This window comes from Streptomyces sp. CA-146814, from assembly GCF_050942385.1.
Taxonomy (GTDB): Bacteria; Actinomycetota; Actinomycetes; order Streptomycetales; family Streptomycetaceae; genus Streptomyces.
This window is the reverse complement of sequence record NZ_CP192068.1, coordinates 2,728,715-2,753,793: the sequence shown is the minus strand read 5'-3', so window position 1 is coordinate 2,753,793 and position 25,079 is coordinate 2,728,715. Positions and strand designations below refer to the sequence as shown.

General features: G+C 68.2%; 18 protein-coding genes and 3 rRNA genes. 14 read left to right on the top strand and 7 right to left on the bottom strand.

Annotation, left to right across the window (positions count from 1 at the left end):
- Positions 1-72 precede the first annotated feature (72 nt).
- Positions 73-432, bottom strand: coding sequence for a metallopeptidase family protein (locus ACQP09_RS12125; RefSeq protein ID WP_432151888.1), 360 nt, complete (start codon positions 430-432; stop codon positions 73-75).
- Positions 433-895: 463 nt separating this feature from the next.
- Here ACQP09_RS12125 and ACQP09_RS12120 point away from each other — a divergent pair, with 463 nt between their 5' ends.
- The 8 genes from ACQP09_RS12120 (at position 896) to ACQP09_RS12085 (ending at position 9,521) form a co-directional block, all read left to right on the top strand.
- The gene (locus ACQP09_RS12120; RefSeq protein WP_433398335.1) at positions 896-1,273 is read left to right on the top strand and encodes a DUF3499 domain-containing protein; all 378 of its coding nucleotides are present in this window, start codon (positions 896-898) and stop codon (positions 1,271-1,273) included.
- 54 nt (positions 1,274-1,327) lie between these two features.
- On the top strand, positions 1,328-2,695 hold the full coding sequence (locus tag ACQP09_RS12115) for a phosphomannomutase/phosphoglucomutase (RefSeq protein ID WP_433398333.1): 1,368 nt from the start codon (positions 1,328-1,330) through the stop codon (positions 2,693-2,695).
- Between the two features lie 440 nt (positions 2,696-3,135).
- Complete coding sequence (locus ACQP09_RS12110) at positions 3,136-3,318, top strand: Trm112 family protein (RefSeq protein WP_356168503.1); 183 nt, start codon at positions 3,136-3,138, stop codon at positions 3,316-3,318.
- A gap of 170 nt (positions 3,319-3,488) precedes the next feature.
- Positions 3,489-4,622 (top strand): SIS domain-containing protein, encoded by a 1,134-nt coding sequence (locus ACQP09_RS12105; protein WP_433398331.1) that lies wholly within the window; start codon positions 3,489-3,491, stop codon positions 4,620-4,622.
- Positions 4,623-4,667: 45 nt separating this feature from the next.
- On the top strand, positions 4,668-5,846 hold the full coding sequence (gene manA / locus ACQP09_RS12100; RefSeq protein WP_433398328.1) for a mannose-6-phosphate isomerase, class I: 1,179 nt from the start codon (positions 4,668-4,670) through the stop codon (positions 5,844-5,846).
- Positions 5,847-5,933: 87 nt separating this feature from the next.
- The gene (locus ACQP09_RS12095; RefSeq protein ID WP_432151884.1) at positions 5,934-6,932 is read left to right on the top strand and encodes a cation diffusion facilitator family transporter; all 999 of its coding nucleotides are present in this window, start codon (positions 5,934-5,936) and stop codon (positions 6,930-6,932) included.
- Positions 6,933-7,206: 274 nt separating this feature from the next.
- On the top strand, positions 7,207-8,664 hold the full coding sequence (gene ahcY / locus ACQP09_RS12090; RefSeq protein WP_432151883.1) for an adenosylhomocysteinase: 1,458 nt from the start codon (positions 7,207-7,209) through the stop codon (positions 8,662-8,664).
- A gap of 227 nt (positions 8,665-8,891) precedes the next feature.
- Positions 8,892-9,521, top strand: coding sequence for a hypothetical protein (locus ACQP09_RS12085; protein WP_433398326.1), 630 nt, complete (start codon positions 8,892-8,894; stop codon positions 9,519-9,521).
- Here ACQP09_RS12085 and ACQP09_RS12080 read toward each other — a convergent pair.
- On the bottom strand, positions 9,518-10,465 hold the full coding sequence (locus ACQP09_RS12080; RefSeq protein ID WP_433398324.1) for an RDD family protein: 948 nt from the start codon (positions 10,463-10,465) through the stop codon (positions 9,518-9,520). The two genes, ACQP09_RS12085 and ACQP09_RS12080, sit on opposite strands and share 4 nt — an antisense overlap.
- 120 nt (positions 10,466-10,585) lie before the next feature.
- Between ACQP09_RS12080 and ACQP09_RS12075 the strand changes: the two genes are divergently transcribed.
- From ACQP09_RS12075 to rrf, 4 genes are all read left to right on the top strand, one after another.
- Positions 10,586-11,593: a stage II sporulation protein M gene (locus ACQP09_RS12075; protein WP_433398322.1), complete on the top strand. Its 1,008-nt coding sequence runs from the start codon at positions 10,586-10,588 to the stop codon at positions 11,591-11,593.
- A gap of 735 nt (positions 11,594-12,328) precedes the next feature.
- Positions 12,329-13,854, top strand: a 16S ribosomal RNA gene (locus ACQP09_RS12070).
- Positions 13,855-14,152: 298 nt separating this feature from the next.
- Positions 14,153-17,277: ribosomal RNA gene (locus ACQP09_RS12065) — 23S ribosomal RNA — on the top strand.
- A gap of 80 nt (positions 17,278-17,357) precedes the next feature.
- Positions 17,358-17,474 (top strand): 5S ribosomal RNA (gene rrf, locus ACQP09_RS12060).
- Together the 16S, 23S and 5S rRNA genes form the textbook arrangement of a ribosomal RNA operon.
- A 134-nt stretch (positions 17,475-17,608) precedes the next feature.
- Here rrf and ACQP09_RS12055 read toward each other — a convergent pair.
- From ACQP09_RS12055 to ACQP09_RS12035, 5 genes are read right to left on the bottom strand one after another with little or no spacing between them, the layout of a single operon-like run.
- Positions 17,609-18,922: a DUF58 domain-containing protein gene (locus ACQP09_RS12055; RefSeq protein ID WP_433398320.1), complete on the bottom strand. Its 1,314-nt coding sequence runs from the start codon at positions 18,920-18,922 to the stop codon at positions 17,609-17,611.
- A 10-nt stretch (positions 18,923-18,932) separates the two neighbouring features.
- A complete protein-coding gene (locus ACQP09_RS12050; RefSeq protein ID WP_433398318.1) occupies positions 18,933-19,952 on the bottom strand; it encodes an AAA family ATPase in 1,020 nt (339 codons plus the stop codon).
- Complete coding sequence (locus ACQP09_RS12045) at positions 19,949-21,196, bottom strand: DUF4350 domain-containing protein (protein WP_433398316.1); 1,248 nt, start codon at positions 21,194-21,196, stop codon at positions 19,949-19,951. Before ACQP09_RS12045 ends, ACQP09_RS12050 begins: the two co-directional genes overlap by 4 nt.
- Entirely contained in the window at positions 21,193-21,885 is a 693-nt protein-coding gene (locus ACQP09_RS12040; protein ID WP_433398314.1) for a DUF4129 domain-containing protein, read from the bottom strand. Before ACQP09_RS12040 ends, ACQP09_RS12045 begins: the two co-directional genes overlap by 4 nt.
- A 4-nt stretch (positions 21,886-21,889) precedes the next feature.
- Complete coding sequence (locus ACQP09_RS12035) at positions 21,890-23,101, bottom strand: hypothetical protein (protein ID WP_433398312.1); 1,212 nt, start codon at positions 23,099-23,101, stop codon at positions 21,890-21,892.
- 140 nt (positions 23,102-23,241) lie between these two features.
- Here ACQP09_RS12035 and mtnA point away from each other — a divergent pair, with 140 nt between their 5' ends.
- On the top strand, positions 23,242-24,384 hold the full coding sequence (gene mtnA, locus ACQP09_RS12030; RefSeq protein WP_433398310.1) for an S-methyl-5-thioribose-1-phosphate isomerase: 1,143 nt from the start codon (positions 23,242-23,244) through the stop codon (positions 24,382-24,384).
- 4 nt (positions 24,385-24,388) lie between these two features.
- Positions 24,389-25,078 (top strand): two-component system response regulator MtrA, encoded by a 690-nt coding sequence (mtrA, locus tag ACQP09_RS12025; protein WP_007448372.1) that lies wholly within the window; start codon positions 24,389-24,391, stop codon positions 25,076-25,078.
- Position 25,079: the final 1 nt, after the last annotated feature.

Below are 25,079 nucleotides of genomic sequence, written 5' to 3'. Positions count from 1 at the left end.
ACGCGTCCGGGTCCCAGCGCGGACCCGGGCCCTGGCACTGGCCCGGGCCCTGGCACTGGCCCGGGCCCGTACTCAGTCCTGCCCGTACCGCGGATCCACCGACTCCGGGGCCAGCCCCAGCAGCTCGGCGACCTGCTCCACGACGACCTCGTGGACGAGGAGCGCGCGCTCGTCGCGGTTCTTGGTGCGGATCTCGACGGGCCGCCGGTAGACGACGATCTGCGCCGGCCGCCCCTTGGCCGCCGATACGGCACTGCCGAGCGGAACGCTCTCCTCCAGATCGCCGGGCACATCCAGGACGACGAAGTCGACCTCGGCCAGCTGGGGCCAGCGCCGCTCCAGCCGCTCCACCGAGTCCTGGACCAGATCGCGGAAGACCTCGCCCCGGCTGGCCGACAGCGGCACCTGGGGCGGCGCGACCGGCCCCCGCATGCCGCGGCCATGACGATCGCGGCGCCGGGGCCGCGGCTCGAACGGGTGGGGGGAGGGTACGGAGCTGTCCATCACCGACGCAGCGTAACGCTCCCGGGCACGGCCCGATCGTGCCGAGGACGCGGCCCGCGACCGTTTCCCCGGACCTTCCCGCGAGCGTTCCCCCGGCCGGAACATTCCGGCGGTCCACCCCGATGTGGGGCTCCTGTCCGCAGTTGAACATTCAGGCCAAGGTTGAGCCCTTTTCAGGCCCCTGATCCGATCACCGAGAGCCGGTGGAACGCCGGGATCCACTCCGGCGCGTGCTCCCCAGCACCACCCGCCCCGCCCCACGCGCCCGCCGCGACGCAGGTCAGAGGGTTGCCGGAGGCAGGCGTGTGGCGAGGACCACAGGGCGACACGGTGGGGTGAGCCGGGGGAGAGTCGTCGCAGCCCGCTCAAGAGTGCGGTACCGTCCAACATCGTGAGCCCTGTACGTCGCTGTTCGCGCACCGCGTGCGGCCGCCCTGCCGTCGCGACACTGACGTACGTCTATGCCGATTCGACTGCGGTCCTCGGCCCGCTCGCCACCTACGCCGAGCCCCACTGCTACGACCTCTGCGCCGAGCACAGTGAGCGGCTGACCGCGCCACGCGGCTGGGAGGTGGTGCGCCTCTCCGACGGCTCCGCACCCGCGCACCCCAGCGGCGACGACCTGGAAGCGCTGGCCAACGCGGTACGGGAAGCGGCCCGGCCGCACGACCGCAGACCGGACGGCGGCGGCAGGGGCCCGCGCTCCGCGGACCCGGTGGAAGTGGCCCGCCGGGGCCACCTGAGGGTGCTGCGCTCCCCGGACTCCTGACGCTTCCTACGGCCGGGTAGTTTGGGCTCCCCGTAAACACCAGGAGGACCGGCCGTGGTCGCTGATCTGTCGCAGCTCGTGAAGGCGTACGACGTACGTGGCGTGGTGCCCGACCAGTGGGACGAGTCGCTGGCCGAACTGTTCGGAGCGGCGTTCGTCCAGGTCACGGAGGCCGACGCGATCGTGATCGGCCACGACATGCGCCCCACCTCGCCGGCCCTGTCCGGTGCCTTCGCCCGGGGCGCGGCGGCCCGCGGGGCGGACGTCACGCTGATCGGCCTCTGCTCGACGGACCAGCTGTACTACGCGTCGGGCGCGCTGGACCTGCCGGGCGCGATGTTCACCGCCTCGCACAACCCCGCGCAGTACAACGGCATCAAGATGTGCCGGGCGGAAGCGGCACCGGTGAGCCAGGACACCGGCCTCCGCGAGATCCGCACGCTGGTGGAACAGTGGTCCGAAGGCGCCCCGCAGCCCGCCGCGTCCGCCACCCCCGGCACCATCACGGAACGCGACACCCTCACCGACTACGCGGCCCACCTCCTGGGCCTGGTCGACCTCAAGGCGATCCGCCCCCTGAAGGTCGTCGTCGACGCGGGCAACGGCATGGGCGGCCACACGGTCCCCACGGTCTTCACGGGCCTGCCCCTCGACCTGGTCCCGCTCTACTTCGACCTCGACGGCACCTTCCCCAACCACGAGGCCAACCCCCTCGACCCGAAGAACATCGTCGACCTCCAGGCCCGCGTCCTCGCCGAGGGCGCCGACCTCGGCCTCGCCTTCGACGGCGACGCGGACCGCTGCTTCGTCGTCGACGAACGGGGCGAGGGCGTCTCCCCGTCCGCGATCACGGCGCTGGTGGCCGCCCGCGAACTGGCCCGCAACGGCGGCCGGGGCACGGTCATCCACAACCTGATCACCTCCTGGTCGGTCCCCGAGGTGGTCCGCGAGAACGGCGGCACCCCGGTCCGCACGAGGGTCGGCCACTCCTTCATCAAGACGGAGATGGCCGAGCACGGCGCGATCTTCGGCGGCGAACACTCGGCGCACTACTACTTCCGCGACTTCTGGAACGCCGACACGGGCATGCTCGCCGCCCTCCACGTCCTGGCCGCCCTGGGAGGCCAGCCAGGTCCCCTCTCCGAACTCGTCGCCGCCTACGACCGCTACGCCGGCTCCGGCGAGATCAACTCCACGGTCGCCGACCAGACAGCCAGCCTCACCGCGATCAGGTCCGCCTACAGCGACCGCGACGACATCACCTTCGACACCCTGGACGGCCTGACGGTCACGTCCACGGACTGGTGGTTCAACCTCCGCGCCTCGAACACGGAACCGCTGCTGCGCCTGAACGTGGAGGCGAGGGACGGGGAAACGATGGAAACGGTACGGGACGAGGTACTGGCGCTGATCCGCTCCTGAGGACCCCAGCCCCCCACCATCCAGCCCGTCCGGGCGCCCACCCCAGCCCCTCCGGCGTTTGAGGAGCGGGGCCCGGGGCGGACCCCCGAAACTCCAGCCCGTCCGGCGTTTGAGGAGCGGGGCCCGGGGCGGACCCCCGAAACTCCAGCCCGTCCGGCGTTTGAGGACGAACGGGGCCCGGGGCGGACCCCCGAAACTCCAGCCCGTCCGGCGTTTGAGGACGAACGGGGCTCGGGGCGGAGCCCCGGTTTCGGGAAGGGGCGGGTAGGGGAGAGGCTCGCCGCAGGCGCCCCACCCGCACCCCGCCCCGGCACCCCACCCCACCGCCCCATCCCCAGAACCCCACCCCCGGCCGACCCGCGCCCTCGTCCCCCCAGCGGTAGGCTGACCACGCCTGATCCACGTGAATCAGAACCGCACCGCTCGAAGGGACCCACCCCATGCCGCTCGAAGCCGGCCTCCTGGAGATCCTGGCCTGCCCGGCCTGCCACTCCCCGCTCGACGACCGCACCGCGGCCGACAGCCCGGAGCTGCTCTGCACCGGCGCCGACTGCGGCCTGGCCTACCCGGTCCGGGACGGCATCCCGGTCCTGCTCGTCGACGAGGCCCGCCGCCCCGCCTGACCGCGAGCGAAGCGCGTACGGGCACATCCCACCGCGGCACGGCCCCGGCCCGACCGGAGAGCAGGGCGCACGCACCAGACCCCGCGCCCACCCCCGTAAGGGCAAGGCCCCCGCCACCGACCCCCGCACCCGCATCCCGCACCCCGCCCGGTGATCGGAGGCCCACCGCCATGCTCGACGAGTCCTTGCTCGACGCCCCGGAAGCCCTGGCCAGGGCCGACCGCCGCGACCTGCTCCGCGGCGCGGCCGAGGCCGGCGCCCGGGTCCGTACCGCCGCCCGGCACGCCGCCGAAGCCGGCATCGGCGGCCTGAACCCGGAGGGCCGCCCCCGCGCCGTCCTCGTCGCCGGCCCCGGCACCGCCGCATCCGGCGTCGCCGACCTGATCGGCGCACTCGCGGGCGCGGCCGCCCCCGTGGCCCGGATCCACCCCACGGGCGTCGCCCCCGCCCCCGGAGCCCTGCGCTGGACCCTGCCCGGCTGGGCCGGCTCCGTGGACCTCCTCCTCATCGCGACCGCCGACGGCTCGGAACCCGGCCTCGCCCTCCTCGCCGAGCAGGCGTACCGCCGCGGCTGCACCGTCGTCGCCGTCGCCCCCACCCGCTCACCGCTGCGCGAGGCGGTCGACGGGGTGCACGGCCTGGTGGTGCCGATGGCGGCCGCCCCGCACGGCGAGTACGACGCGGAGGTCTCGGCCGCCGGCCCCGGCACCCTCTGGGCGCTGCTCACCCCGCTGCTGGCCCTGCTCGACCGGGTCGGCCTGGTGACCGCCTCCGCCGAGGAGCTGCAGAAGGTGGCCGACCGCCTGGACCGCACCGCGGAACGCTGCGGTCCGGCCATCGCCACGTACAGCAACCCGGCCAAGACGCTCGCCGCCGAGCTGGCCGACAGCCTGCCCCTGCTGTGGACGGAGGGCGCCGCCGCGGGCCCGGTCGGCCGCCGCTTCGCCGCCGTACTGTCCGAGCTCGCGGGCCGCCCCGCCCTCGCCGCCGAACTCCCCGAGGCGCTGCCGTCGCACGGCACCCTGCTCGCCGGGGACTTCGCGGCCGGCGCCGACCCGGACGACTTCTTCCGCGACCGGGTGGAGGAGGGCGAGACCCTCCGGGCCAGGGTCGTCCTGCTGAGGGACCGCCCGACGGGCGGCCTCAGCGCCTACCCGGCGGCCCGTGAACTGGCCCTCGGCCACGACACCCCGGTCAGCGAACTGGAACCGGAGCAGGGCAGCGACCTGGAGACGCTGGCCGAACTGCTGGCCATCACGGATTTCGCCGCCGTTTACGTGGCTCTGGCATCAAGGCCCACGTAACGAGAAGCACCACACGCCGCACAACCCACCAGCGAGGACGACTCCATGGACCGGCTGTCCAACACCGTGCGCCCCTACGCCTGGGGCTCCACCACGGCCATCCCCGCCCTGCTCGGCACCGCCCCCACCGGCGAACCGCAGGCCGAGATGTGGATGGGCGCCCACCCGGGAGCCCCCTCCCGCATAACCCGCTCAGCGACAGGCACCACTTCCGCGGACCTCCCCCTCACCGACGTCATCGCCGCAGACCCCGAAGGCGAACTCGGCGCGGCCACCGTAGCTAGGCTCGGCCCCCGCCTCCCCTTCCTCCTCAAGCTCCTCGCGGCCGGCGCCCCTCTCTCCCTCCAGGTCCACCCCGACCTGGACCAGGCCCGCAGGGGTTACGAGGACGAGGAGGCCCGGGGCGTTCCGATCGACGCCCCCCACCGCACGTACAAGGACGCGAACCACAAGCCCGAACTCATCTGCGCCCTCACCCCCTTCGACGGCCTCTGCGGCTTCCGCAGGCCCACCGAGGCGGCGGACGCGATGGAGGCCCTGGGAGTCGACTCCCTGAAGCCGTACGTCGACCTCCTCCGCGCCCACCCCGAGGAGGCCGCCCTCCGCGAGGTGCTCACGGCCATCCTCGGCGCCGACCCGGCCGAGATGGCCGGCACCGTGGCCGAGGCGGCGGCCGCCTGCGAACGCCTCGGCGGCCCCCACGCCCCGTACGCCCGCATCGCCCACCACTACCCCGGCGACCCCGGCGTCCTCGCCGCGATGCTGCTGAACTACGTCCAACTCCAGCCCGGCGAAGCCCTCTTCCTCGGCGCCGGCGTCCCGCACGCCTATCTCGACGGCCTCGGCGTCGAGATCATGGCCAACTCGGACAACGTCCTGCGCTGCGGCCTCACGCCCAAGCACATCGACGTCCCCGAACTCCTGCGCATCGTCCGCTTCGAGGCCACCGAACCCGGCGTCCTGCGCCCCGAGGCCGCACCCTCCGGCGAGGAGCGGTACGAGACCCCGGTCGACGAGTTCGCCCTCTCCCGCTACACCCTCGCGCCCGGCGCCGCGCCCGCCGCACTGACCGCCCCCACCCCGCAGATCCTCCTCTGCACCGCGGGCGCGGTCCGGGTCGGCGAACTCGACCTGGCCCCCGGGCAGTCCGTCTACGTACCGGCCGCCGAAGCGGTGGAAGCCACGGGATCGGGCACACTCTTCCGTGCCACGGTGGCGGCCTGACGAAGCGTCCCTCTCCGTGGCTGCAACAATGTGCCGCCGCAACGCGGCACCACCTGCCGTACACCGAGGAAGGGACACCACGCACTCATGAGCGCGTCCGGCGGAACCAAGGCGATCGTGGCGGCACTCGTCGCCAATCTCTCGATCGCCGTGGCCAAATTCGTAGCGTTCCTCTTCAGTGGTTCCTCGTCGATGCTCGCGGAGAGCGTCCACTCGCTCGCGGACTCGGGCAACCAGGGCCTTCTGCTGCTCGGCGGCAAGAAGGCCAAGCGCGAGGCGACTCCGCAGCACCCCTTCGGCTACGGGCGTGAGCGCTACATCTACGCGTTCCTCGTCTCCATCGTCCTCTTCTCGCTCGGCGGGATGTTCGCGCTCTACGAGGGCTACGAGAAGATCAAGCACCCGCACGAGATCACGGCCTGGTACTGGCCGGTCGGGGTCCTGGTCTTCGCGATCATCGCCGAGATCTTCTCCTTCCGTACGGCGATCAAGGAGTCGAACCAGACGCGCGGCGACCGCTCCTGGACCGAGTTCGTCCGCCGCTCCAAGGCTCCCGAACTCCCGGTCGTCCTCCTGGAGGACCTCGGCGCCCTCGTCGGCCTGATCCTCGCGCTCGGCGGCGTCGGCCTCGCGCTCGCCACCGGCGACGGCGTCTGGGACGGCATCGGCACCCTCTGCATCGGCGTCCTGCTGGTCGTCATCGCGATCGTCCTCGCCGTCGAGACGAAGTCCCTCCTGCTCGGCGAGTCCGCCGGCCTCGAAGAGGTCGAGAAGATCAAGGCGGCCGTGGTGGACGGCGACACCGTCACCGGCATCATCCACATGCGTACGCTCCACCTCGGCCCCGAGGAGCTGCTGGTCGCCGCCAAGATCGCGGTGCAGCACGACGACACCGCGACCGAGATCGCCAACGCGATCAACGCCGCCGAGAACCGGATCCGCGAAGCCGTCCCGATCGCCCGGGTCATCTACCTGGAGCCGGACATCTACAACGCGGAAGCGGCCGCGGCCGGCACCGACCCGGGCAAGACACCCGGCGGCCCGGCCCCGAAGGATCCGGGGGCCCCGAAGGATCTCGGCCACTGACCCACCGCACTCCGGCCCCGATCGGCCCGGTGACCCCTCACACACGTCCGTCTCCATGAACGGGCTGGGGGTCACTGGGCCGTTCGGTGTAGATTCGGATACGGAACAGACGTCGCTGCTGATGGCGGTCGACCGGTCCGCGGACGCGAGCCGGGCGAGGGACAGAGGGCCTCCGACGGACTGCACTGCGAACGCGCTCGGGCATTCGTGTGCCCGTCGCCGCAGAGTCAGCCCAGACAGCCCACCTCGACCCATCACGAGGAGCAGCCCCGTTATGACGACGGTCACCAACCGCCAGGACTTCAAGGTCGCCGACCTTTCTCTCGCCGCCTTCGGCCGCAAGGAGATCACTCTCGCCGAGCACGAGATGCCCGGCCTGATGTCGATCCGCAAGGAGTACGCCGCCACCCAGCCGCTGGCCGGTGCGCGGATCACCGGCTCGCTGCACATGACCGTGCAGACGGCCGTCCTCATCGAGACCCTCGTGGCCCTCGGTGCCGAGGTCCGCTGGGCCTCCTGCAACATCTTCTCCACCCAGGACCACGCCGCCGCGGCCATCGCCGTCGGCCCGAACGGCACCCCGGAGGCCCCCGCGGGCGTCCCGGTCTTCGCCTGGAAGGGCGAGACGCTGGAGGAGTACTGGTGGTGCACGGAGCAGGCGCTGACCTGGCCGAACACCCCCACCGGCGGACCGAACATGATCCTGGACGACGGTGGCGACGCCACCCTCCTCGTCCACAAGGGCGTCGAGTTCGAGAAGGCCGGCGCGGCCCCGGACCCGTCGACGGCGGACAGCGAGGAGTACGCGCACATCCTCACCCTGCTGAACCGCACCCTCGGTGAGGCCCCGCAGAAGTGGACCCAGCTGGCGTCCGAGATCCGCGGCGTGACGGAGGAGACCACCACCGGTGTCCACCGCCTCTACGAGATGCACCGCGACGGCACCCTCCTGTTCCCCGCGATCAATGTGAACGACGCGGTCACCAAGTCGAAGTTCGACAACAAGTACGGCTGCCGCCACTCGCTGATCGACGGCATCAACCGCGCCACCGACGTCCTGATCGGCGGCAAGACCGCCGTCGTCTGCGGCTACGGCGACGTGGGCAAGGGATGCGCGGAGTCCCTCCGTGGCCAGGGCGCCCGCGTGATCATCACGGAGATCGACCCGATCTGCGCGCTGCAGGCGGCGATGGACGGCTACCAGGTCGCCACCCTCGACGACGTGGTGGAGCAGGCCGACATCTTCATCACCACGACGGGCAACAAGGACATCATCATGGCCTCGGACATGGCCAAGATGAAGCACCAGGCCATCGTCGGGAACATCGGCCACTTCGACAACGAGATCGACATGGCCGGCCTGGCCGCCATCGACGGGATCGTCAAGGACGAGGTCAAGCCCCAGGTCCACACCTGGACGTTCTCCGACGGCAAGGTCCTCATCGTGCTCTCCGAGGGCCGCCTGCTGAACCTCGGCAACGCGACCGGCCACCCGTCCTTCGTGATGTCGAACTCCTTCGCCGACCAGACCCTCGCGCAGATCGAGCTCTTCACGAAGCCCGCGGAGTACCCGACCGACGTCTACGTGCTGCCCAAGCACCTGGACGAGAAGGTCGCCCGTCTCCACCTCGACGCCCTCGGCGTCAAGCTGACGACGCTCCGCCCCGAGCAGGCGGCGTACATCGGCGTCGAGGTCGACGGCCCGTTCAAGCCCGACCACTACCGCTACTGATCCGGCACCGTCGGCGGCCGGGAGGCTCGCACCTCCTCCTCCCCGCCGCCGCACGGCACCGCGCCTCAGCAGCAGTACGCATCAGCGGTACGCACCACGTAGCAAGCAGCAGCGGCCAGTGGCCGGCAGCTGACGAGACAGGCCCCCGCACCCCCGTGTCGGGGGCTTGTCTCGTCACCGCCGTCCGGTCACCGACCCCGCACAGCCCGAGGAACCCGAAGGACCCCATGCCCCGCGGCAGGTATTCGCTCCACGATCTTCACGATCACACCCCCCTCGGCGAAGAACACTTCCACTGCGCCCCCGGCCCCTCCGGCTGGCGCTACGTCTCCCAGACCACGTCCCCCTCGGGCGACCACCTCGGCTCCGTCGACCTGGCCCTGGACGAACTGGGCCGGCCGATCCGTCTCGAACTCCACTCCGCGAGCTGGCAGGTACGGGGAGCCGCCCTGGAAGGCGTCACCTGGGTCCGTACCGACCCGACCGGCACCCACGCCACCGAAGGCAACGTCCGCGCCCACGCCTTCTCCGGAACATCCCCCGCGTTCCTCGTCGCTCTGACCCGACTTCTGCGCCTCACCCCCGATTCCCCCGAGACCCGCGTCCGCGTGGTCACCTTCACGGACCCGGTCCTCGCGCCACGTACCAGCGACCAGTCCTGGGCTCTGATGAACAGTGAAGCGCACGCCACTGACAACGGCCCCCTGATCGTGGACGAATACCAGGTCAGCGCCCTGGACACCGGCGACCGGCACACCGTTCACGTAGCCGGGGATGTCATCCTCGCGGCCCCGGGCATCGAGCTGGAACACCTGGAGACACCCCCGTCCCCGCGTCCGTCGCCGCACACCGACTAACCGGGCGGAGCGAACCCGGCGGAGGAGCCTCCCGCCCCTCCCCGCTCCTCCGCACGAGGAACACCCCCGACAGCCTCACCAACCTCAACAGGCGCAGTAACCCCAGCAGGCGCAGCAAACCCCCCGGACACCGTCGGCACGGAGGCTGGCGGCACAGGCACAGGCTCCGGCGCCCGGGAGGCCGCCGCACCCCCAGCCCCCGAGAACACCCGCCGGGCATCACGCGCCTGCCGCTCATGAACCACCGCGGCCAGGAAGGCCGCCGCCGGAATCCCCTGGGGCGGGGAGATCCCCGTACGCGCCACCAGCTCATCGGCCAGCCGCCCGGCGATCGAGCCGCCGACACCGGCATCCAGCTGGTGCATCCGCGTCAGGTACTGCCGTATCGCGAGCCAGAGTTCGTCCGGTACGGCGGACAGGTCCAGCTGCGAGAACCGGCCGACCAGCCACGGCGGAGGCGGCGGCATGACGCCCGGCCGCTTGGCCGACACCCGCTCCCGAATGACCAGCGTCCCCGCGAAGACATCGCCGAGCCGGCGCCCGCGTGCCGACACCAGCGACGCGACCGAGGCCACGGCCCCGAACGTCATCAGGATCTCCACGGCCCCCATCGCCCCTCGAACGAGCGCGTGCCGGAACCGGATCGGCCCGCCGTCGTCCCGCACCACGCGCAGCCCGCAGGCCAGCTTCCCGAGGGAACGGCCATGGCTCAGCGTCTCGACCGCGATCGGCCCTCCGATCAGCACCAGCAGGAACAGAGCGACCCCGATGGCCGCGACGGCGGCTTCGTCCAGGGTGACGGAGGCGATGCCCACCACGACCGAGACCAGGATGAAGACGCAGAAGACCACGGCCAGATCGATCGCCGCGGCCAGCGCCCGGCTCGGCAGCCTCGCCGGCCTCAGCTCCAGGACGACCGCGTCCCCGGTCACCAACTCGCTCATCGCGCCCCCACTCTTCCCCGGCCTTCACTGCCCCTTGGCCGACCCAGTCTGCCAAGCTGACCCGCAGCGCGCCGCAGTAGTACGGCCCGTACGCACCCATGCCTGGAGCAACAGCCGCCCATGGACCTCGACGTCTTCGTCACCGCCCACCGCACGGAGTGGGACCGCCTCGACCACCTCCTGCGCCGAGGGCGCCGCCTGACGGGCGCGGAGGCGGACGAGCTCGTCGTCCTCTACCAGCGCACGGCCACCCACCTCTCCCTGATCCGCTCGACCACCCCGGACCCGCTGCTCACCGCCCGCCTCACTCAGCTCGTGGCCCGCGCCCGGGCCACGGTCACGGGCACCCGCAAGGCCTCGTGGCGCGACGCGGCCCGCTTCCTCACCACGGGTTTCCCCGCGGCGGTCTACCGCTCGCGTCACTGGTGGGTCCCGACGGCGATCCTGTCCACGGTGGTGGCCGCACTCCTGGGCTGGTGGATCGGCACGCACCCGGAGGTCCAGGCGGCGATAGCCGCGCCGGAGGACCTGCGCGCCATGACCCGCCCCGGCGGGGAGTACGAGACGTACTACTCCAGCCACCCGGCCGCGTCGTTCGCCGCGCAGGTGTGGACGAACAACGCACAGGCCGCCGCGATGTGCCTGGTCCTGGGAGCGTTCCTCTGCATACCGGTGATCTGGATCCTCTTCCTCAACATGCTCAACCTCGGCGTCGGCATCGGCCTGATGTCCTCCGCGGGCCGCCTGGACGTCTTCCTCGGCCTGGTCCTGCCGCACGGCCTCCTGGAACTGACCGCGGTGTTCGTGGCCGCCGGTACGGGCCTACGCCTCGGCTGGACGGTGATCGACCCCGGCCCCCTCTCCCGCCGAACCGCCCTCGCCCAGCAGGGCCGCGCCGCACTGGGCATGGCCATCGGCCTGGCCCTGGTCCTGTTCGTCTCCGGCCTCATCGAAGGCTTCGTGACCCCTTCAGGCCTCCCGACCTGGGCCAGGATCACCATCGGCATCACCGCTGAGCTGGCCTTTCTCGCGTACGTCTACATCCTGGGCCGCCGCGCGGTACGGGCCGGCGACACCGGCGACCTCACAGCGGTCGAACGCAGCGCCGAACTTCCCTCCGCCGCCTGACCACCGGTGTGCGTCGGCCCCCGCTGAGCTGCTAGTCTCCTCATCGCCCACAAAAATCGTTGACACGACGGATGTGGGGAGGTAGATTTAAACGGTTGCCTCGGACTAGACAGGTTCGAGTGAAGCGCATAGTGTCTATCTAGCTCGTACCGGGAAGTTAGCAATATCCCGCAGAGCCGATGATCCTCACCTTTATCTCGAATCGCAGGCTGTTCATTCGGCCGACCCGCTTCTGATAAAGTCGGATCCGCCGAAAGGCAAGGCCACTCCAGAGGCCACCGGAAATCGAATTCGGACCGGAAACGGAACGAAAAAGAGTCTGGTAAAGTTGGAACCGCCGGAAAGGGAAAACGCGAAAGCGAAGAACCTGGAAAGCGAAACTGCACGGCCCGCTTCGACCGGGAGTCAGACACTGGAAAGCGTCTGATAGAGTCGGAAACGCAAGACAGCAAGACAAAGAAACACGAAGGGAAGCGCCCGGAGGGCCCCGGTGAGACGGGACCGAAGGAAGCGTCCGTTCCTTGAGAACTCAACAGCGTGCCAAAAGTCAACGCCAGATATGTTGATACCCCGGCCTGCACCTGGTGCAGGTTGGTGGTTCCTTTGAAAAGTCCTGCACGGGCCGCTTCGGCGACACCGGGCAGGCAATACACAGCGAGGACGCTGTGAACAACGGGTCTTATTCCGACCGGTTGTTCCGCTCTCGTGATGTGTGCACCCGATGACGGGTAAACATTCACGGAGAGTTTGATCCTGGCTCAGGACGAACGCTGGCGGCGTGCTTAACACATGCAAGTCGAACGATGAAGCCTTTCGGGGTGGATTAGTGGCGAACGGGTGAGTAACACGTGGGCAATCTGCCCTTCACTCTGGGACAAGCCCTGGAAACGGGGTCTAATACCGGATAATACTCTGTTCCGCATGGGACGGGGTTGAAAGCTCCGGCGGTGAAGGATGAGCCCGCGGCCTATCAGCTTGTTGGTGGGGTAATGGCCTACCAAGGCGACGACGGGTAGCCGGCCTGAGAGGGCGACCGGCCACACTGGGACTGAGACACGGCCCAGACTCCTACGGGAGGCAGCAGTGGGGAATATTGCACAATGGGCGAAAGCCTGATGCAGCGACGCCGCGTGAGGGATGACGGCCTTCGGGTTGTAAACCTCTTTCAGCAGGGAAGAAGCGCAAGTGACGGTACCTGCAGAAGAAGCGCCGGCTAACTACGTGCCAGCAGCCGCGGTAATACGTAGGGCGCAAGCGTTGTCCGGAATTATTGGGCGTAAAGAGCTCGTAGGCGGCTTGTCACGTCGGATGTGAAAGCCCGGGGCTTAACCCCGGGTCTGCATTCGATACGGGCTAGCTAGAGTGTGGTAGGGGAGATCGGAATTCCTGGTGTAGCGGTGAAATGCGCAGATATCAGGAGGAACACCGGTGGCGAAGGCGGATCTCTGGGCCATTACTGACGCTGAGGAGCGAAAGCGTGGGGAGCGAACAGGATTAGATACCCTGGTAGTCCACGCCGTAAACGTTGGGAACTAGGTGTTGGCGACATTCCACGTCGTCGGTGCCGCAGCTAACGCATTAAGTTCCCCGCCTGGGGAGTACGGCCGCAAGGCTAAAACTCAAAGGAATTGACGGGGGCCCGCACAAGCAGCGGAGCATGTGGCTTAATTCGACGCAACGCGAAGAACCTTACCAAGGCTTGACATATACCGGAAAGCATCAGAGATGGTGCCCCCCTTGTGGTCGGTATACAGGTGGTGCATGGCTGTCGTCAGCTCGTGTCGTGAGATGTTGGGTTAAGTCCCGCAACGAGCGCAACCCTTGTTCTGTGTTGCCAGCATGCCCTTCGGGGTGATGGGGACTCACAGGAGACTGCCGGGGTCAACTCGGAGGAAGGTGGGGACGACGTCAAGTCATCATGCCCCTTATGTCTTGGGCTGCACACGTGCTACAATGGCCGGTACAATGAGCTGCGATGCCGCGAGGCGGAGCGAATCTCAAAAAGCCGGTCTCAGTTCGGATTGGGGTCTGCAACTCGACCCCATGAAGTCGGAGTTGCTAGTAATCGCAGATCAGCATTGCTGCGGTGAATACGTTCCCGGGCCTTGTACACACCGCCCGTCACGTCACGAAAGTCGGTAACACCCGAAGCCGGTGGCCCAACCCCTTGTGGGAGGGAGCTGTCGAAGGTGGGACTGGCGATTGGGACGAAGTCGTAACAAGGTAGCCGTACCGGAAGGTGCGGCTGGATCACCTCCTTTCTAAGGAGCACTTCTTACCAAGCTTGCTTGGTCAGAGGCCAGTACACCGGCGAATGTTCGGTGCTGGTTGCTCATGGGTGGAACGTTGACTATTCGGCACGATGGTTTGTTGGTCACTAGTACTGCTTCGGCGTGGAACGTGGTGAACAGGGCATTGTGTCGGGCACGTTGTTGGGTGTCTGAGGGTGCGGCCGTATGGCTGTCCTTCTGATCCGGCCCCAGTGAACTCGCCCGTTTGGGTGGGGTGGTGGGTGGCTGGTCGTTGTTTGAGAACTGCACAGTGGACGCGAGCATCTGTGGCCAAGTTTTTAAGGGCGCACGGTGGATGCCTTGGCACCAGGAACCGATGAAGGACGTGGGAGGCCACGATAGTCCCCGGGGAGCTGTCAACCAAGCTTTGATCCGGGGGTTTCCGAATGGGGAAACCCGGCAGTCGTCATGGGCTGTCACCCGCTGCTGAACACATAGGCAGTGTGGAGGGAACGAGGGGAAGTGAAACATCTCAGTACCCTCAGGAAGAGAAAACAACCGTGATTCCGGGAGTAGTGGCGAGCGAAACTGGATGAGGCCAAACCGTATGCGTGTGATACCCGGCAGGGGTTGCGCATGCGGGGTTGTGGGAGTTCTCTTTCATAGTCTGCCGGCTGTGAGACGAGTCAGAAACCGTTGGTGTAGGCGAAGGACATGCGAAAGGTCCGGCGTAGAGGGTAAGACCCCCGTAGCTGAAACATCAACGGCTCGTTTGAGAATCACCCAAGTAGCACGGGGCCCGAGAAATCCCGTGTGAATCTGGCGGGACCACCCGCTAAGCCTAAATATTCCCTGGTGACCGATAGCGGATAGTACCGTGAGGGAATGGTGAAAAGTACCGCGGGAGCGGAGTGAAATAGTACCTGAAACCGTGTGCCTACAAGCCGTGGGAGCGTCGCTGGCAGCACTTGTGCTGTCAGTCGTGACTGCGTGCCTTTTGAAGAATGAGCCTGCGAGTTAGCGGTGTGTAGCGAGGTTAACCCGTGTGGGGAAGCCGTAGCGAAAGCGAGTCCGAATAGGGCGTTTGAGTTGCACGCTCTAGACCCGAAGCGGAGTGATCTAGCCATGGGCAGGTTGAAGCGGAGGTAAGACTTCGTGGAGGACCGAACCCACCAGGGTTGAAAACCTGGGGGATGACCTGTGGTTAGGGGTGAAAGGCCAATCAAACTCCGTGATAGCTGGTTCTCCCCGAAATGCATTTAGGTGCAGCGTCGTGTGTTTCTTGCCGGAGGTAGAGCACTGGATAGGCGATGGGCCCTACCGGGTTACTGACCTTAGCCAAACTCCGAATGCCGGTAAGTGAGAGCGCGGCAGTGAGACTGTGGGGGATAAGCTCCATGGTCGAGAGGGAAACAGCCCAGAGCATCGACTAAGGCCCCTAAGCGTACGCTAAGTGGGAAAGGATGTGGAGTCGCAGAGACAACCAGGAGGTTGGCTTAGAAGCAGCCACCCTTGAAAGAGTGCGTAATAGCTCACTGGTCAAGTGATTCCGCGCCGACAATGTAGCGGGGCTCAAGCGTACCGCCGAAGTCGTGTCATTCACACATTGAGGGCTAACGCCTGTGTGGATGGGTAGGGGAGCGTCGTGTGCCGGGTGAAGCAGCCGCGGAAGCGAGTTGTGGACGGTTCACGAGTGAGAATGCAGGCATGAGTAGCGATACACACGTGAGAAACGTGTGCGCCGATTGACTAAGGGTTCCTGGGTCAAGCTGATCTGCCCAGGGTAAGTCGGGACCTAAGGCGAGGCCGACAGGCGTAGTCGATGGACAACCGGTTGATATTCCGGTACCCGCTTTGAAACGCCCAGTACTGAATCAGGCGATGCTAAGTCCGTGAAGCCGGCCCGATCTCTTCGGAGTTGAGGGTAGTGGTGGAGCCGATGAACCAGACTTGTAGTAGGTAAGCGATGGGGTGACGCAGGAAGGTAGTCCAGCCCGGGCGGTGGTTGTCCCGGGGTAAGGGTGTAGGACGCACGGTAGGTAAATCCGTCGTGCATGAAGTCTGAGACCTGATGCCGAGCCGATTGTGGTGAAGTGGATGATCCTATGCTGTCGAGAAAAGCCTCTAGCGAGTTTCATGGCGGCCCGTACCCTAAACCGACTCAGGTGGTCAGGTAGAGAATACCGAGGCGTTCGGGTGAACTATGGTTAAGGAACTCGGCAAAATGCCCCCGTAACTTCGGGAGAAGGGGGGCCATTCCTGGTGATCCGATTTACTCGGTGAGCTGGGGGTGGCCGCAGAGACCAGCGAGAAGCGACTGTTTACTAAAAACACAGGTCCGTGCGAAGCCGTAAGGCGATGTATACGGACTGACGCCTGCCCGGTGCTGGAACGTTAAGGGGACCGGTTAGTGCACTTTCGGGTGTGCGAAGCTGAGAACTTAAGCGCCAGTAAACGGCGGTGGTAACTATAACCATCCTAAGGTAGCGAAATTCCTTGTCGGGTAAGTTCCGACCTGCACGAATGGCGTAACGACTTCTCGACTGTCTCAACCATAGGCCCGGTGAAATTGCACTACGAGTAAAGATGCTCGTTTCGCGCAGCAGGACGGAAAGACCCCGGGACCTTTACTATAGTTTGATATTGGTGTTCGGTTCGGCTTGTGTAGGATAGGTGGGAGACTGTGAAGCGGCCACGCCAGTGGTTGTGGAGTCGTCGTTGAAATACCACTCTGGTCGTGCTGGATGTCTAACCTGGGTCCGTGATCCGGATCAGGGACAGTGTCTGATGGGTAGTTTAACTGGGGCGGTTGCCTCCTAAAGAGTAACGGAGGCGCCCAAAGGTTCCCTCAGCCTGGTTGGCAATCAGGTGTTGAGTGTAAGTGCACAAGGGAGCTTGACTGTGAGACCGACGGGTCGAGCAGGGACGAAAGTCGGGACTAGTGATCCGGCAGTGGCTTGTGGAAGCGCTGTCGCTCAACGGATAAAAGGTACCCCGGGGATAACAGGCTGATCTTCCCCAAGAGTCCATATCGACGGGATGGTTTGGCACCTCGATGTCGGCTCGTCGCATCCTGGGGCTGGAGTCGGTCCCAAGGGTTGGGCTGTTCGCCCATTAAAGCGGTACGCGAGCTGGGTTTAGAACGTCGTGAGACAGTTCGGTCCCTATCCGCTGTGCGCGTAGGAATATTGAGAAGGGCTGTCCCTAGTACGAGAGGACCGGGACGGACGAACCTCTGGTGTGCCAGTTGTCCTGCCAAGGGCATGGCTGGTTGGCTACGTTCGGAAAGGATAACCGCTGAAAGCATCTAAGCGGGAAGCCTGCTTCGAGATGAGTATTCCCACCCTCTTGAGGGGTTAAGGCTCCCAGTAGACGACTGGGTTGATAGGCCAGATGTGGAAGCCCTGTAAGGGGTGGAGCTGACTGGTACTAATAGGCCGAGGGCTTGTCCTCAGTTGCTCGCGTCCACTGTGTTAGTTCTGAAATAACGAACAGCCGTGTCAACACCGGTTTTGTTCAAATTTTCATAGTGTTTCGGTGGTCATTGCGTTAGGGAAACGCCCGGTTACATTCCGAACCCGGAAGCTAAGCCTTTCAGCGCCGATGGTACTGCAGGGGGGACCCTGTGGGAGAGTAGGACGCCGCCGAACAATTATTGCGGGAAAGCCCCGCACCCTTGTGGTGCGGGGCTTTTCTGCGTTCTGAAGGTGTCCAAAATCTTCGGCTCCTTCTGGTGAGCGATGGGCCTGCGACCGTGCATCGCTCACCAGAAGGAGCCGGCTCCTCAGAGGCGGCCCGCTGCCTTGAGGGCCAAATAGGCGTCGGCGAGTGCGGGGGCCAGGTTGTCCGGGGTGGCGTCCACGACGACGACTCCATGGCGCTGGAGTTTCTCTGCCGTGCTGCGGCGTTCCGCCTGGGCCCGGGTGCCGGCGGCAGCGTCGTACACCGCTTCCACCGTTCCCCGGCTCCCCGCCATCTCCTCGATCCGCGGGTCGGAGACGGCTGCCAGCAGAACCGTATGGCGCTGGGTGAGCTGAGGGAGCAGCGGGAGGAGGCCCTCCTCGATGGGGGCGGCCTCCAGAGATGTCAGGAGAACGATCAGCGAACCGCGGGGAGCATCCGAGAGGGCTGCGGTGCTGAGCCCTCTGGCATCCGTCTCGACGAGCTCGGGCTCCAATGAGGCCAAGGTGTCGACGACCGCTGCCAGGGCATCACCGGCGCTGGTCCGGCGCTGTACCCGGGCTCGGACGCGGCGGTCGTAGGCGAGGAGGTCCACGCGGTCGCCGGCGCGTGTCGCGAGCGCGGTGAGGAGGAGCGTTGCGTCCATGGCCGCGTCGAGGCGTGGGACGTCGCCCACGCGGCCTGCGGAGGTGCGTCCGGTGTCCAGGACGATGAGGATGTGCCGGTCGCGCTCGGGGCGCCAGGTCCGGACCGCGACGGCCGACTGGCGTGCTGTCGCCCGCCAGTCGATGGAACGGGTGTCGTCCCCCGGTACGTACGGTCGCAGGCTGTCGAACTCCGTGCCCTCACCCCGTGTCAGAACGCTGGTACGGCCGTCGAGTTCCCGGAGCCGGGCGAGCCGGGAAGGCAGGTGCTTCCGGCTGGTGAAGGGGGGTAGTACTCGCACGGTCCATGGGACGCGGTGGTGGCCCTGGCGTGCGGCGAGGCCGAGCGGGCCGTACGAGCGGACCGTGATGCGCTCGGCCTGGCGGTCCCCGCGGCGGGTCGGGCGGAGGACGGTGGCCAGGCGCCGCTGTTCACCGGGCGGAATCGTCAACGTGTGCCGTGACGAGGCCCGTTCGGTGCCGACGGGCCAGCTGCTCGGCGGCCAGGCATCGCGGAGCTGGGCCCGGAGCCGCCGTCGCGAGCTGTTGGTCACGGTGAGTTGCACGGTCGCCGCGTCACCCAGTCGAACAGATGTATCACCGGATCGAGTGAATCGGAGCGTTCGCACTGGCGCTGCCAGGGCGTAGTCGCACAGAATTGCCAGTGAGAGCGGTGCGTTGACCGCGAGCATCCCGGTCCAGCTCGGAGCGAGGATGCCTACGGGGAGTGATCCCAGTGCGGCCAGCAGTGCGGTACGTCCGGTGAGGGCCATGGTCACCGCCTCATCGGGGTACGGGGACGTGGGCGAGCACCGAGGTGATGACGGAATCGGGGGTGACTCCCTCCATTTCCGCCTCGGGCCGCAGGTGGATGCGATGACGGAGTGTGGGGAGCGCCAAGGCCTTCACGTCGTCCGGGGTGACGTAGTCCCGGCCGGTGAGCCAGGCCCAGGCGCGTGCGGTCGAGAGCAGTGCGGTGGCGCCTCGGGGGGAGACGCCGAGGGCGAGCGAGGGGGATTCGCGCGTGGCACGACAGATATCCACGACATAGCCGGCGATCTCGGGGGAGACGGCGGTCCTGGCGACAGCTGATCGGGCCGCCTCCAGGTCGGCGGGGCCTGCGACGGGCCGTATGCCTGCTGCCTTGAGGTCGCGGGGGTTGAAGCCGTCGGCGTGACGGGTGAGGACGTTGATCTCGTCCTGCCGGGAGGGGAGAGGCACCGTCAGTTTGAGCAGGAAGCGGTCCAGCTGGGCTTCCGGGAGCGGGTAGGTGCCCTCGTATTCGAGCGGGTTCTGGGTGGCGGCGACCAGGAAGGGGTCCGGGAGCGGTCGGGGGGTGCCGTCGACGGTGACCTGACGTTCCTCCATCGCTTCCAGGAGGGAGGCCTGAGTCTTGGGAGGGGTGCGATTGATCTCGTCGGCGAGCAGCAGGTTGGTGAAGACCGGGCCCGGCTGGAAGGAGAACTCGGCGGTGCGGGCGTCGTAGACGAGTGAGCCCGTCACGTCACTCGGCATGAGGTCGGGGGTGAACTGGACGCGCTTGGTGTCGAGTTCGAGGGAGGCGGCGAGGGCTCGGACGAGGAGGGTCTTGGCTACGCCGGGGACGCCTTCGAGGAGTACGTGTCCGCGGCAGAGCAGCGCGACGACGAGTCCGGTGACAGCCGGGTCCTGGCCGACCACGGCCTTGGCGATCTCGGCGCGGAGGGCCTCCAAGGACGCGCGGGCGCCGCCGGCGGGCTCCGGAGTCGCAGGGGTCGCGGGGACCGCTGCGGAGTCGGCCGGCTCGGGGGTCGGGGCGCTCATGAAGTGCGTACCTCTCTTTCGAGGGCGTCGAGGTGCTCGGCCAGCGGGACCAGGGCCGCGTCGTTGGCGGGGGCCGGGCCGAAGAGCAGGGTGCTCAGGTCGTCGCCTGTGGTGGTGGTGCGGGTGGAGACGGCAGGAAGGAGGACGTCAGCGGTGTGGGCCTCGCGGGCGGTCACCCCGGTGAGGCGGGCGATACGGGTTCGGGCGGCGGCTCGTAGCGATTCGGCGGCCCGGTCACGGGCGTTGGCCTTGCGGTAGAGGCCGGCGCGGCCTTCCGCGGATTCCGATGCGCGGATGGAGACCGGCAGTTGTTCCACGACGAGAGGGCCGAGCCGGCGGGCCCGCCAGATCGCGGCGAGGCAGGCGGCGAGGGTGAGTTGGAGCGTTCCCCAGATCCAGCCGGAGGGGATCAGGTCGAGGAAGCCGCTCTCGTCGCCCGAGGTCTCTTCGCCGCTGCCGTCGTTGTCGTGGTTGCTGTCGCCGGGGGTGCCGTCATCGGTGGTGGCGGATGGATCAGCGAGTGAGGGGAGGTACCAGACCAGATGCGGTCGCGAACCGAGGAGTTGCAGGGCGAGAGAGGCGTTTCCCTGTTGGTCGAGACGCTCGTTGTGGAGGAGGTCGGGGGAGCCGAGCAGGACGGTGTCGCCGTCCTCGCGGTCCTTGAGGATCAGCAGGCTGGGGGCCTGGTCGCTGGGGTAGCAGGCGGTGGCGGTGGAGTCCGGTGCCGTGTAGCGGACGCCGCCCATGTCCGCCGGGCCGGCGCTGCGGGCGGCGGGGAACGCGCAGGACGGAGGGAGCACGCTCACCGGGCGGTGGGGCTCGGCGCGTACGCCGGGGGCCAGTCGGGATACGGCTGCGGGGCCGGGGGCGATGAGGAGGGTGCGGCCGGTGGAGGCGGCGGTCGCCTTGTGGAGCCGGCGCTGTTGCGAGGGGGTGAGGAGGTTGGGGCCGGTGACCAGGAGCGTGGTGTTGGGCCCGGCGGCGGTGGTGGCTTCGTCGAGGGTCGTGGCGACGGTGACGGACACTCCGCGTTCCTTGAGGAGTTCCGCCGCGGCGCGGCTGCCCTTCGGGTCGGGGGAACGGGGGTCGAGGTGGCCGTAGTTGGTGCCGGAGCGGACCGCGGCGAACGTGATGCCCGCGATCACGAGGACGAGCAAGGCGATCAGCAGCCCGCGCGAGCGCTTCCAGACCTGGTGTGCGGTGGGCGCGGTCGAGGTGGGGGAGGAGGCGGTGGCCGTGGTCATCCGGCGGCTCCTCGGGAGGCTCCGGGAAGTACGGGTTTCGCCTCGTCGAGCTCGGTGTCCAGGGTGCGCAGGGCGAGATATGTGGGCTGGCCCGCGGCGCGGCCGCCGTATGTGACGTCGTCGAAGTCGCGGGCGGCGGAGCGCAGCCGGGTGGCGTGGTCGGGCAGGGCGCGGCCTGCCTCCGCCGCGGCTTCGTCGGCCGTGCGGCCGGGGCGGGGGTCGAGCAGGGAGCGTTCCTCCAGGGACCGGACGACGGCTCGCATGCGTTCCTGGACGGCCTCGGTCCAGCGGAGGGCGGCGGCGTGTGCTTCGGCCGCGGCCCGGTGCTGGGCGGCGCTGCGAGGGCCGTCGCTCTCGAAGAGGGCGTCCGCGGCGGGGCGGGAGGAGCGTTGCGGGGTGCCGAGCCGCCACCAGAGCGCGGCGGCGAGGCCGATGACGAGGAGAACCAGGACGACGAGTCCCGCCGGGCCGCCGGGGGCGGCGCCCGCGGCGGCGTCGAACACTCCGGCGACCCAGTCCCAGAACTCGTTCAGGGCGCGCTGGAGGAAGTTCGGATCGTTCTCGTGGTACATCGGTTTGGACAGTTCGGTCTCGGCCGCCTCCCGGGCGGGGACACGTGGAGTGTCCACGGGTATGTCGCCCGCGCCGATGACCTGCCGTGCTGTTGTGGCGCCCCCCGCCCCCGACACCCCATCAGCTCCGAGCGGTGTCGGTGTCGTGGCCGGGAAGGCCCGCGGCCCGGGCGAGGTCGAGGTCGAGCGCCTCGCGGCGGATGCGCTGGTCGATGTAGAGCAGGGCCATCACGCCTGCGAGGAAGGGGTAGGCCAGCGTGGAGACGATCACTTCGCCGATGCCGGTGATGATCAGGAAGGGCCAGCTCAGGGAAGCGGCGCCGGCTTCGGGGAAGTCGCCGATGCCGACCGCATCACCGATGGCCATCAGGACGACGAGCAGGGTGGAGACCACGAGGCTCAGCAGGAGGGCGAGCAGCTGAGACAGCGCGAGGATCCCGAAGGTGCGCCACCACGCGCCGCGGACCAGCTTCGCCGACCTCCGCAGCGCCGCGACGATGCCCTGCCGTTCCAGCACCAGGGCGGGGGAGGCGAGGGCGAAGGTGACGTACAGCCAGGGGGTCAGCACGCAGGCGACGACGAGGCCGAACAGCGCGAGCACCGCGCCCGCCTCCGCGCCCACCAGCAGTCCGGGGCCGATGCTGACGGTCATGACCGTCGTGAGCATCAGCATCACCAGGAGGGTCAGCCCGATCAGCGGGAGGATTCGCGGGCGTACCTCGGCCCAGGCGTCGGTGAGCGTGACCGGGCGGCCCAGCACCGAGCGGCTGATCACCACGGTGACGACGGAGGTGGTGAACAGCATGGCGATCAGAGCGAGGAGGGTGGCCGGGGCGAGGGAGAACAGCGTCGTCCGGAGGTATTCGGAAGCCTGGCGGAGGGCTTCGGTGCCGGAAGCGTTCGGGTCGATGGCGGTCGGTCGGGGCAGGAGATAGCGCTGCATGAGGACGACGGCGATCTGCACGACCACGGAGACCGCGAGGCTGAAGCCGAGTGCGGTGCGCCAGTGGGCACGCAGGGCCGAGACGGAGCCGTCAAGGATCTCGCCGAGGCCGAGCGGGCGCAGCGGGATGACGCGGGGCTTCGCTGCCGGAGGCTTCGGTGCCCAGCCCGGATGCTGCGGGCCGCCGCCCCAGCCGGAGGCGGGCGGGCGGGTGCCGGGGCCGCTGCCGGGGTTGCTCGGCGGGGACCACTGCCCGGGAGGCGGCTGCTCGGGAGACCACTGTCCCGTGGGCGCGCCGGTGTCCTTGGGCTCGGAGGGGCGGGGAATGGCCGCCTCCTGGCCGTCCGAGGGGGCGGATCCGGGCGTCGCCCAGCCCGGAGAGTCGTTCATTCTCGCTCCTTCACCGTCCTGTCCGCTCATCGGGGCGGCAGGTTGGCAGCCATCGTGCCACGGGCCGGTGCGGGGCGGACGGGGAGCCTTCTCTCCCTCGTGCCTTCATTTGTGGGCGGCTCACCGGGCAGACTGGACGGATGGCTGATCAGGACGCGCAAACGCCGGTGGGCAGCGAGCCTCCCGCGCTTCCCGTACTCCGTTGGGACGAGCTTCCGGAAGGTCCCGTTCTGGTGCTCCTCGACCAGACGCGGCTGCCCGCGGAGGAGGTCGAGCTGGTGTGCACGGATGTGCCCGCGCTGGTGCGGGCGATCCGGACGCTGGCGGTACGGGGGGCTCCGCTGCTCGGGATCGCCGGGGGCTACGGGGTGGCGCTCGCGGCGGCACGGGGCTACGACGTGGCGGAGGCCGCCGGGCTGCTGGAGCGGGCGCGGCCCACCGCGGTGAACCTCGGTTACGGGGTGCGGCGGGTGGCCGCGGCCTACTGGGCGGCTGCCGGGAAGGGGGCGGGAGCCGAGGAGGCCGCCGTCGTGGCGCTGGCCGAGGCTCAGGCGCTGCACCGGGAGGACGCCCGGGCCAGCGTGCGGATGGCGGAGCACGGGACGGCGCTGTTGGAGGAGCTGCTGCCGGGGCGGGGCTATCAGCTGCTGACCCACTGCAACACCGGGGCGCTGGTCTCCGGGGGCGAGGGGACGGCCTTCGCGGTGGCCCTGCGGGTGCACCGGCAAGGGCGGCTGCGCCGGCTGTGGGTGGACGAGACCCGGCCGCTGCTCCAAGGGGCGAGGCTGACGGCGTACGAGGCGGCGCGCAGCGGGATGGCGTACAGCCTGCTCACGGACAGTGCGGCGGGTTCGCTGTTCGCGGCGGGTGAGGTGGATGCCGTGCTCATCGGGGCGGATCGCATCGCGGCGGACGGCTCGGTGGCCAACAAGGTGGGGAGCTATCCGCTGGCCGTGCTCGCGAAGTACCACCACGTGCCGTTCATCGTGGTGGCGCCGACGACGACCGTGGACATGGAGACGGCTGAAGGCACATCGATCATCGTCGAGCAGCGTTCCGGGCAAGAAGTGACGGAGGTCACATCGTCGCAGGGCGTATCGGCGGGCGCCGGAGGTGGGAAGGTCGTCGCACCCCTCGGGGCCCCGGTGTACAACCCGGCTTTCGACATCACGCCGCCCGAATTGATCACGGCGATCGTCACCGAGGAGGGGGTCGTTTCCCCGGTCACGGGGGTCGCACTGGCGGAGCTGTGTGCCAGGTCATCGCAGGTAACGATTAGCTAATGGGATGATGTCGATTATGAAGGGACGCGTCCTTGTCGTCGACGACGACACCGCACTGGCCGAGATGCTCGGGATTGTGCTGCGTGGAGAAGGTTTCGAGCCGTCGTTCGTAGCGGACGGCGACAAGGCACTGGCCGCATTTCGTGAGGCCAAGCCGGACCTGGTGCTGCTCGACCTCATGCTGCCCGGAAGGGACGGCATCGAGGTGTGCAGGCTGATCAGGGCCGAGTCCGGTGTGCCGATCGTCATGCTCACTGCCAAGAGCGACACCGTCGATGTCGTGGTCGGCCTGGAATCAGGGGCCGACGACTACATCGTCAAGCCGTTCAAACCTAAGGAGTTGGTCGCCCGGATCAGGGCCCGCCTGCGGCGGTCCGAAGAGCCCGCGCCCGAGCAGTTGACCATCGGTGACCTGGTCATCGACGTGGCCGGTCACTCCGTGAAGCGGGAGGGGCAGTCCATCGCCCTCACCCCGCTGGAGTTCGACCTGCTGGTCGCCCTCGCCCGCAAGCCGTGGCAGGTCTTCACCCGTGAGGTCCTGCTGGAGCAGGTCTGGGGCTACCGGCACGCGGCCGACACCCGGCTGGTGAACGTGCACGTCCAGCGGCTGCGCTCCAAGGTCGAGAAGGACCCGGAGCGGCCGGAGATCGTCGTGACCGTCCGAGGGGTCGGTTACAAGGCCGGACCGAGCTGAC

What these genes read in the sequence shown, in the direction of transcription:
- ACQP09_RS12080 (WP_433398324.1), bottom strand. Translation starts at nt 10,465, where the DNA reads ATGAGCGAGTTGGTGACCGGGGACGCGGTCGTCCTGGAGCTGAGGCCG.
- ACQP09_RS12075 (WP_433398322.1), top strand. Translation starts at nt 10,586, where the DNA reads ATGGACCTCGACGTCTTCGTCACCGCCCACCGCACGGAGTGGGACCGC.
- ACQP09_RS12125 (WP_432151888.1), bottom strand. Translation starts at nt 432, where the DNA reads ATGCGGGGGCCGGTCGCGCCGCCCCAGGTGCCGCTGTCGGCCAGCCGG.
- ahcY (WP_432151883.1), top strand. Translation starts at nt 7,207, where the DNA reads ATGACGACGGTCACCAACCGCCAGGACTTCAAGGTCGCCGACCTTTCT.
- mtrA (WP_007448372.1), top strand. Translation starts at nt 24,389, where the DNA reads ATGATGTCGATTATGAAGGGACGCGTCCTTGTCGTCGACGACGACACC.
- ACQP09_RS12055 (WP_433398320.1), bottom strand. Translation starts at nt 18,922, where the DNA reads ATGGCCCTCACCGGACGTACCGCACTGCTGGCCGCACTGGGATCACTC.
- ACQP09_RS12035 (WP_433398312.1), bottom strand. Translation starts at nt 23,101, where the DNA reads ATGAACGACTCTCCGGGCTGGGCGACGCCCGGATCCGCCCCCTCGGAC.
- ACQP09_RS12110 (WP_356168503.1), top strand. Translation starts at nt 3,136, where the DNA reads ATGCCGCTCGAAGCCGGCCTCCTGGAGATCCTGGCCTGCCCGGCCTGC.
- ACQP09_RS12105 (WP_433398331.1), top strand. Translation starts at nt 3,489, where the DNA reads ATGCTCGACGAGTCCTTGCTCGACGCCCCGGAAGCCCTGGCCAGGGCC.
- ACQP09_RS12095 (WP_432151884.1), top strand. Translation starts at nt 5,934, where the DNA reads ATGAGCGCGTCCGGCGGAACCAAGGCGATCGTGGCGGCACTCGTCGCC.
- ACQP09_RS12050 (WP_433398318.1), bottom strand. Translation starts at nt 19,952, where the DNA reads ATGAGCGCCCCGACCCCCGAGCCGGCCGACTCCGCAGCGGTCCCCGCG.
- ACQP09_RS12045 (WP_433398316.1), bottom strand. Translation starts at nt 21,196, where the DNA reads ATGACCACGGCCACCGCCTCCTCCCCCACCTCGACCGCGCCCACCGCA.
- ACQP09_RS12085 (WP_433398326.1), top strand. Translation starts at nt 8,892, where the DNA reads ATGCCCCGCGGCAGGTATTCGCTCCACGATCTTCACGATCACACCCCC.
- mtnA (WP_433398310.1), top strand. Translation starts at nt 23,242, where the DNA reads ATGGCTGATCAGGACGCGCAAACGCCGGTGGGCAGCGAGCCTCCCGCG.
- manA (WP_433398328.1), top strand. Translation starts at nt 4,668, where the DNA reads ATGGACCGGCTGTCCAACACCGTGCGCCCCTACGCCTGGGGCTCCACC.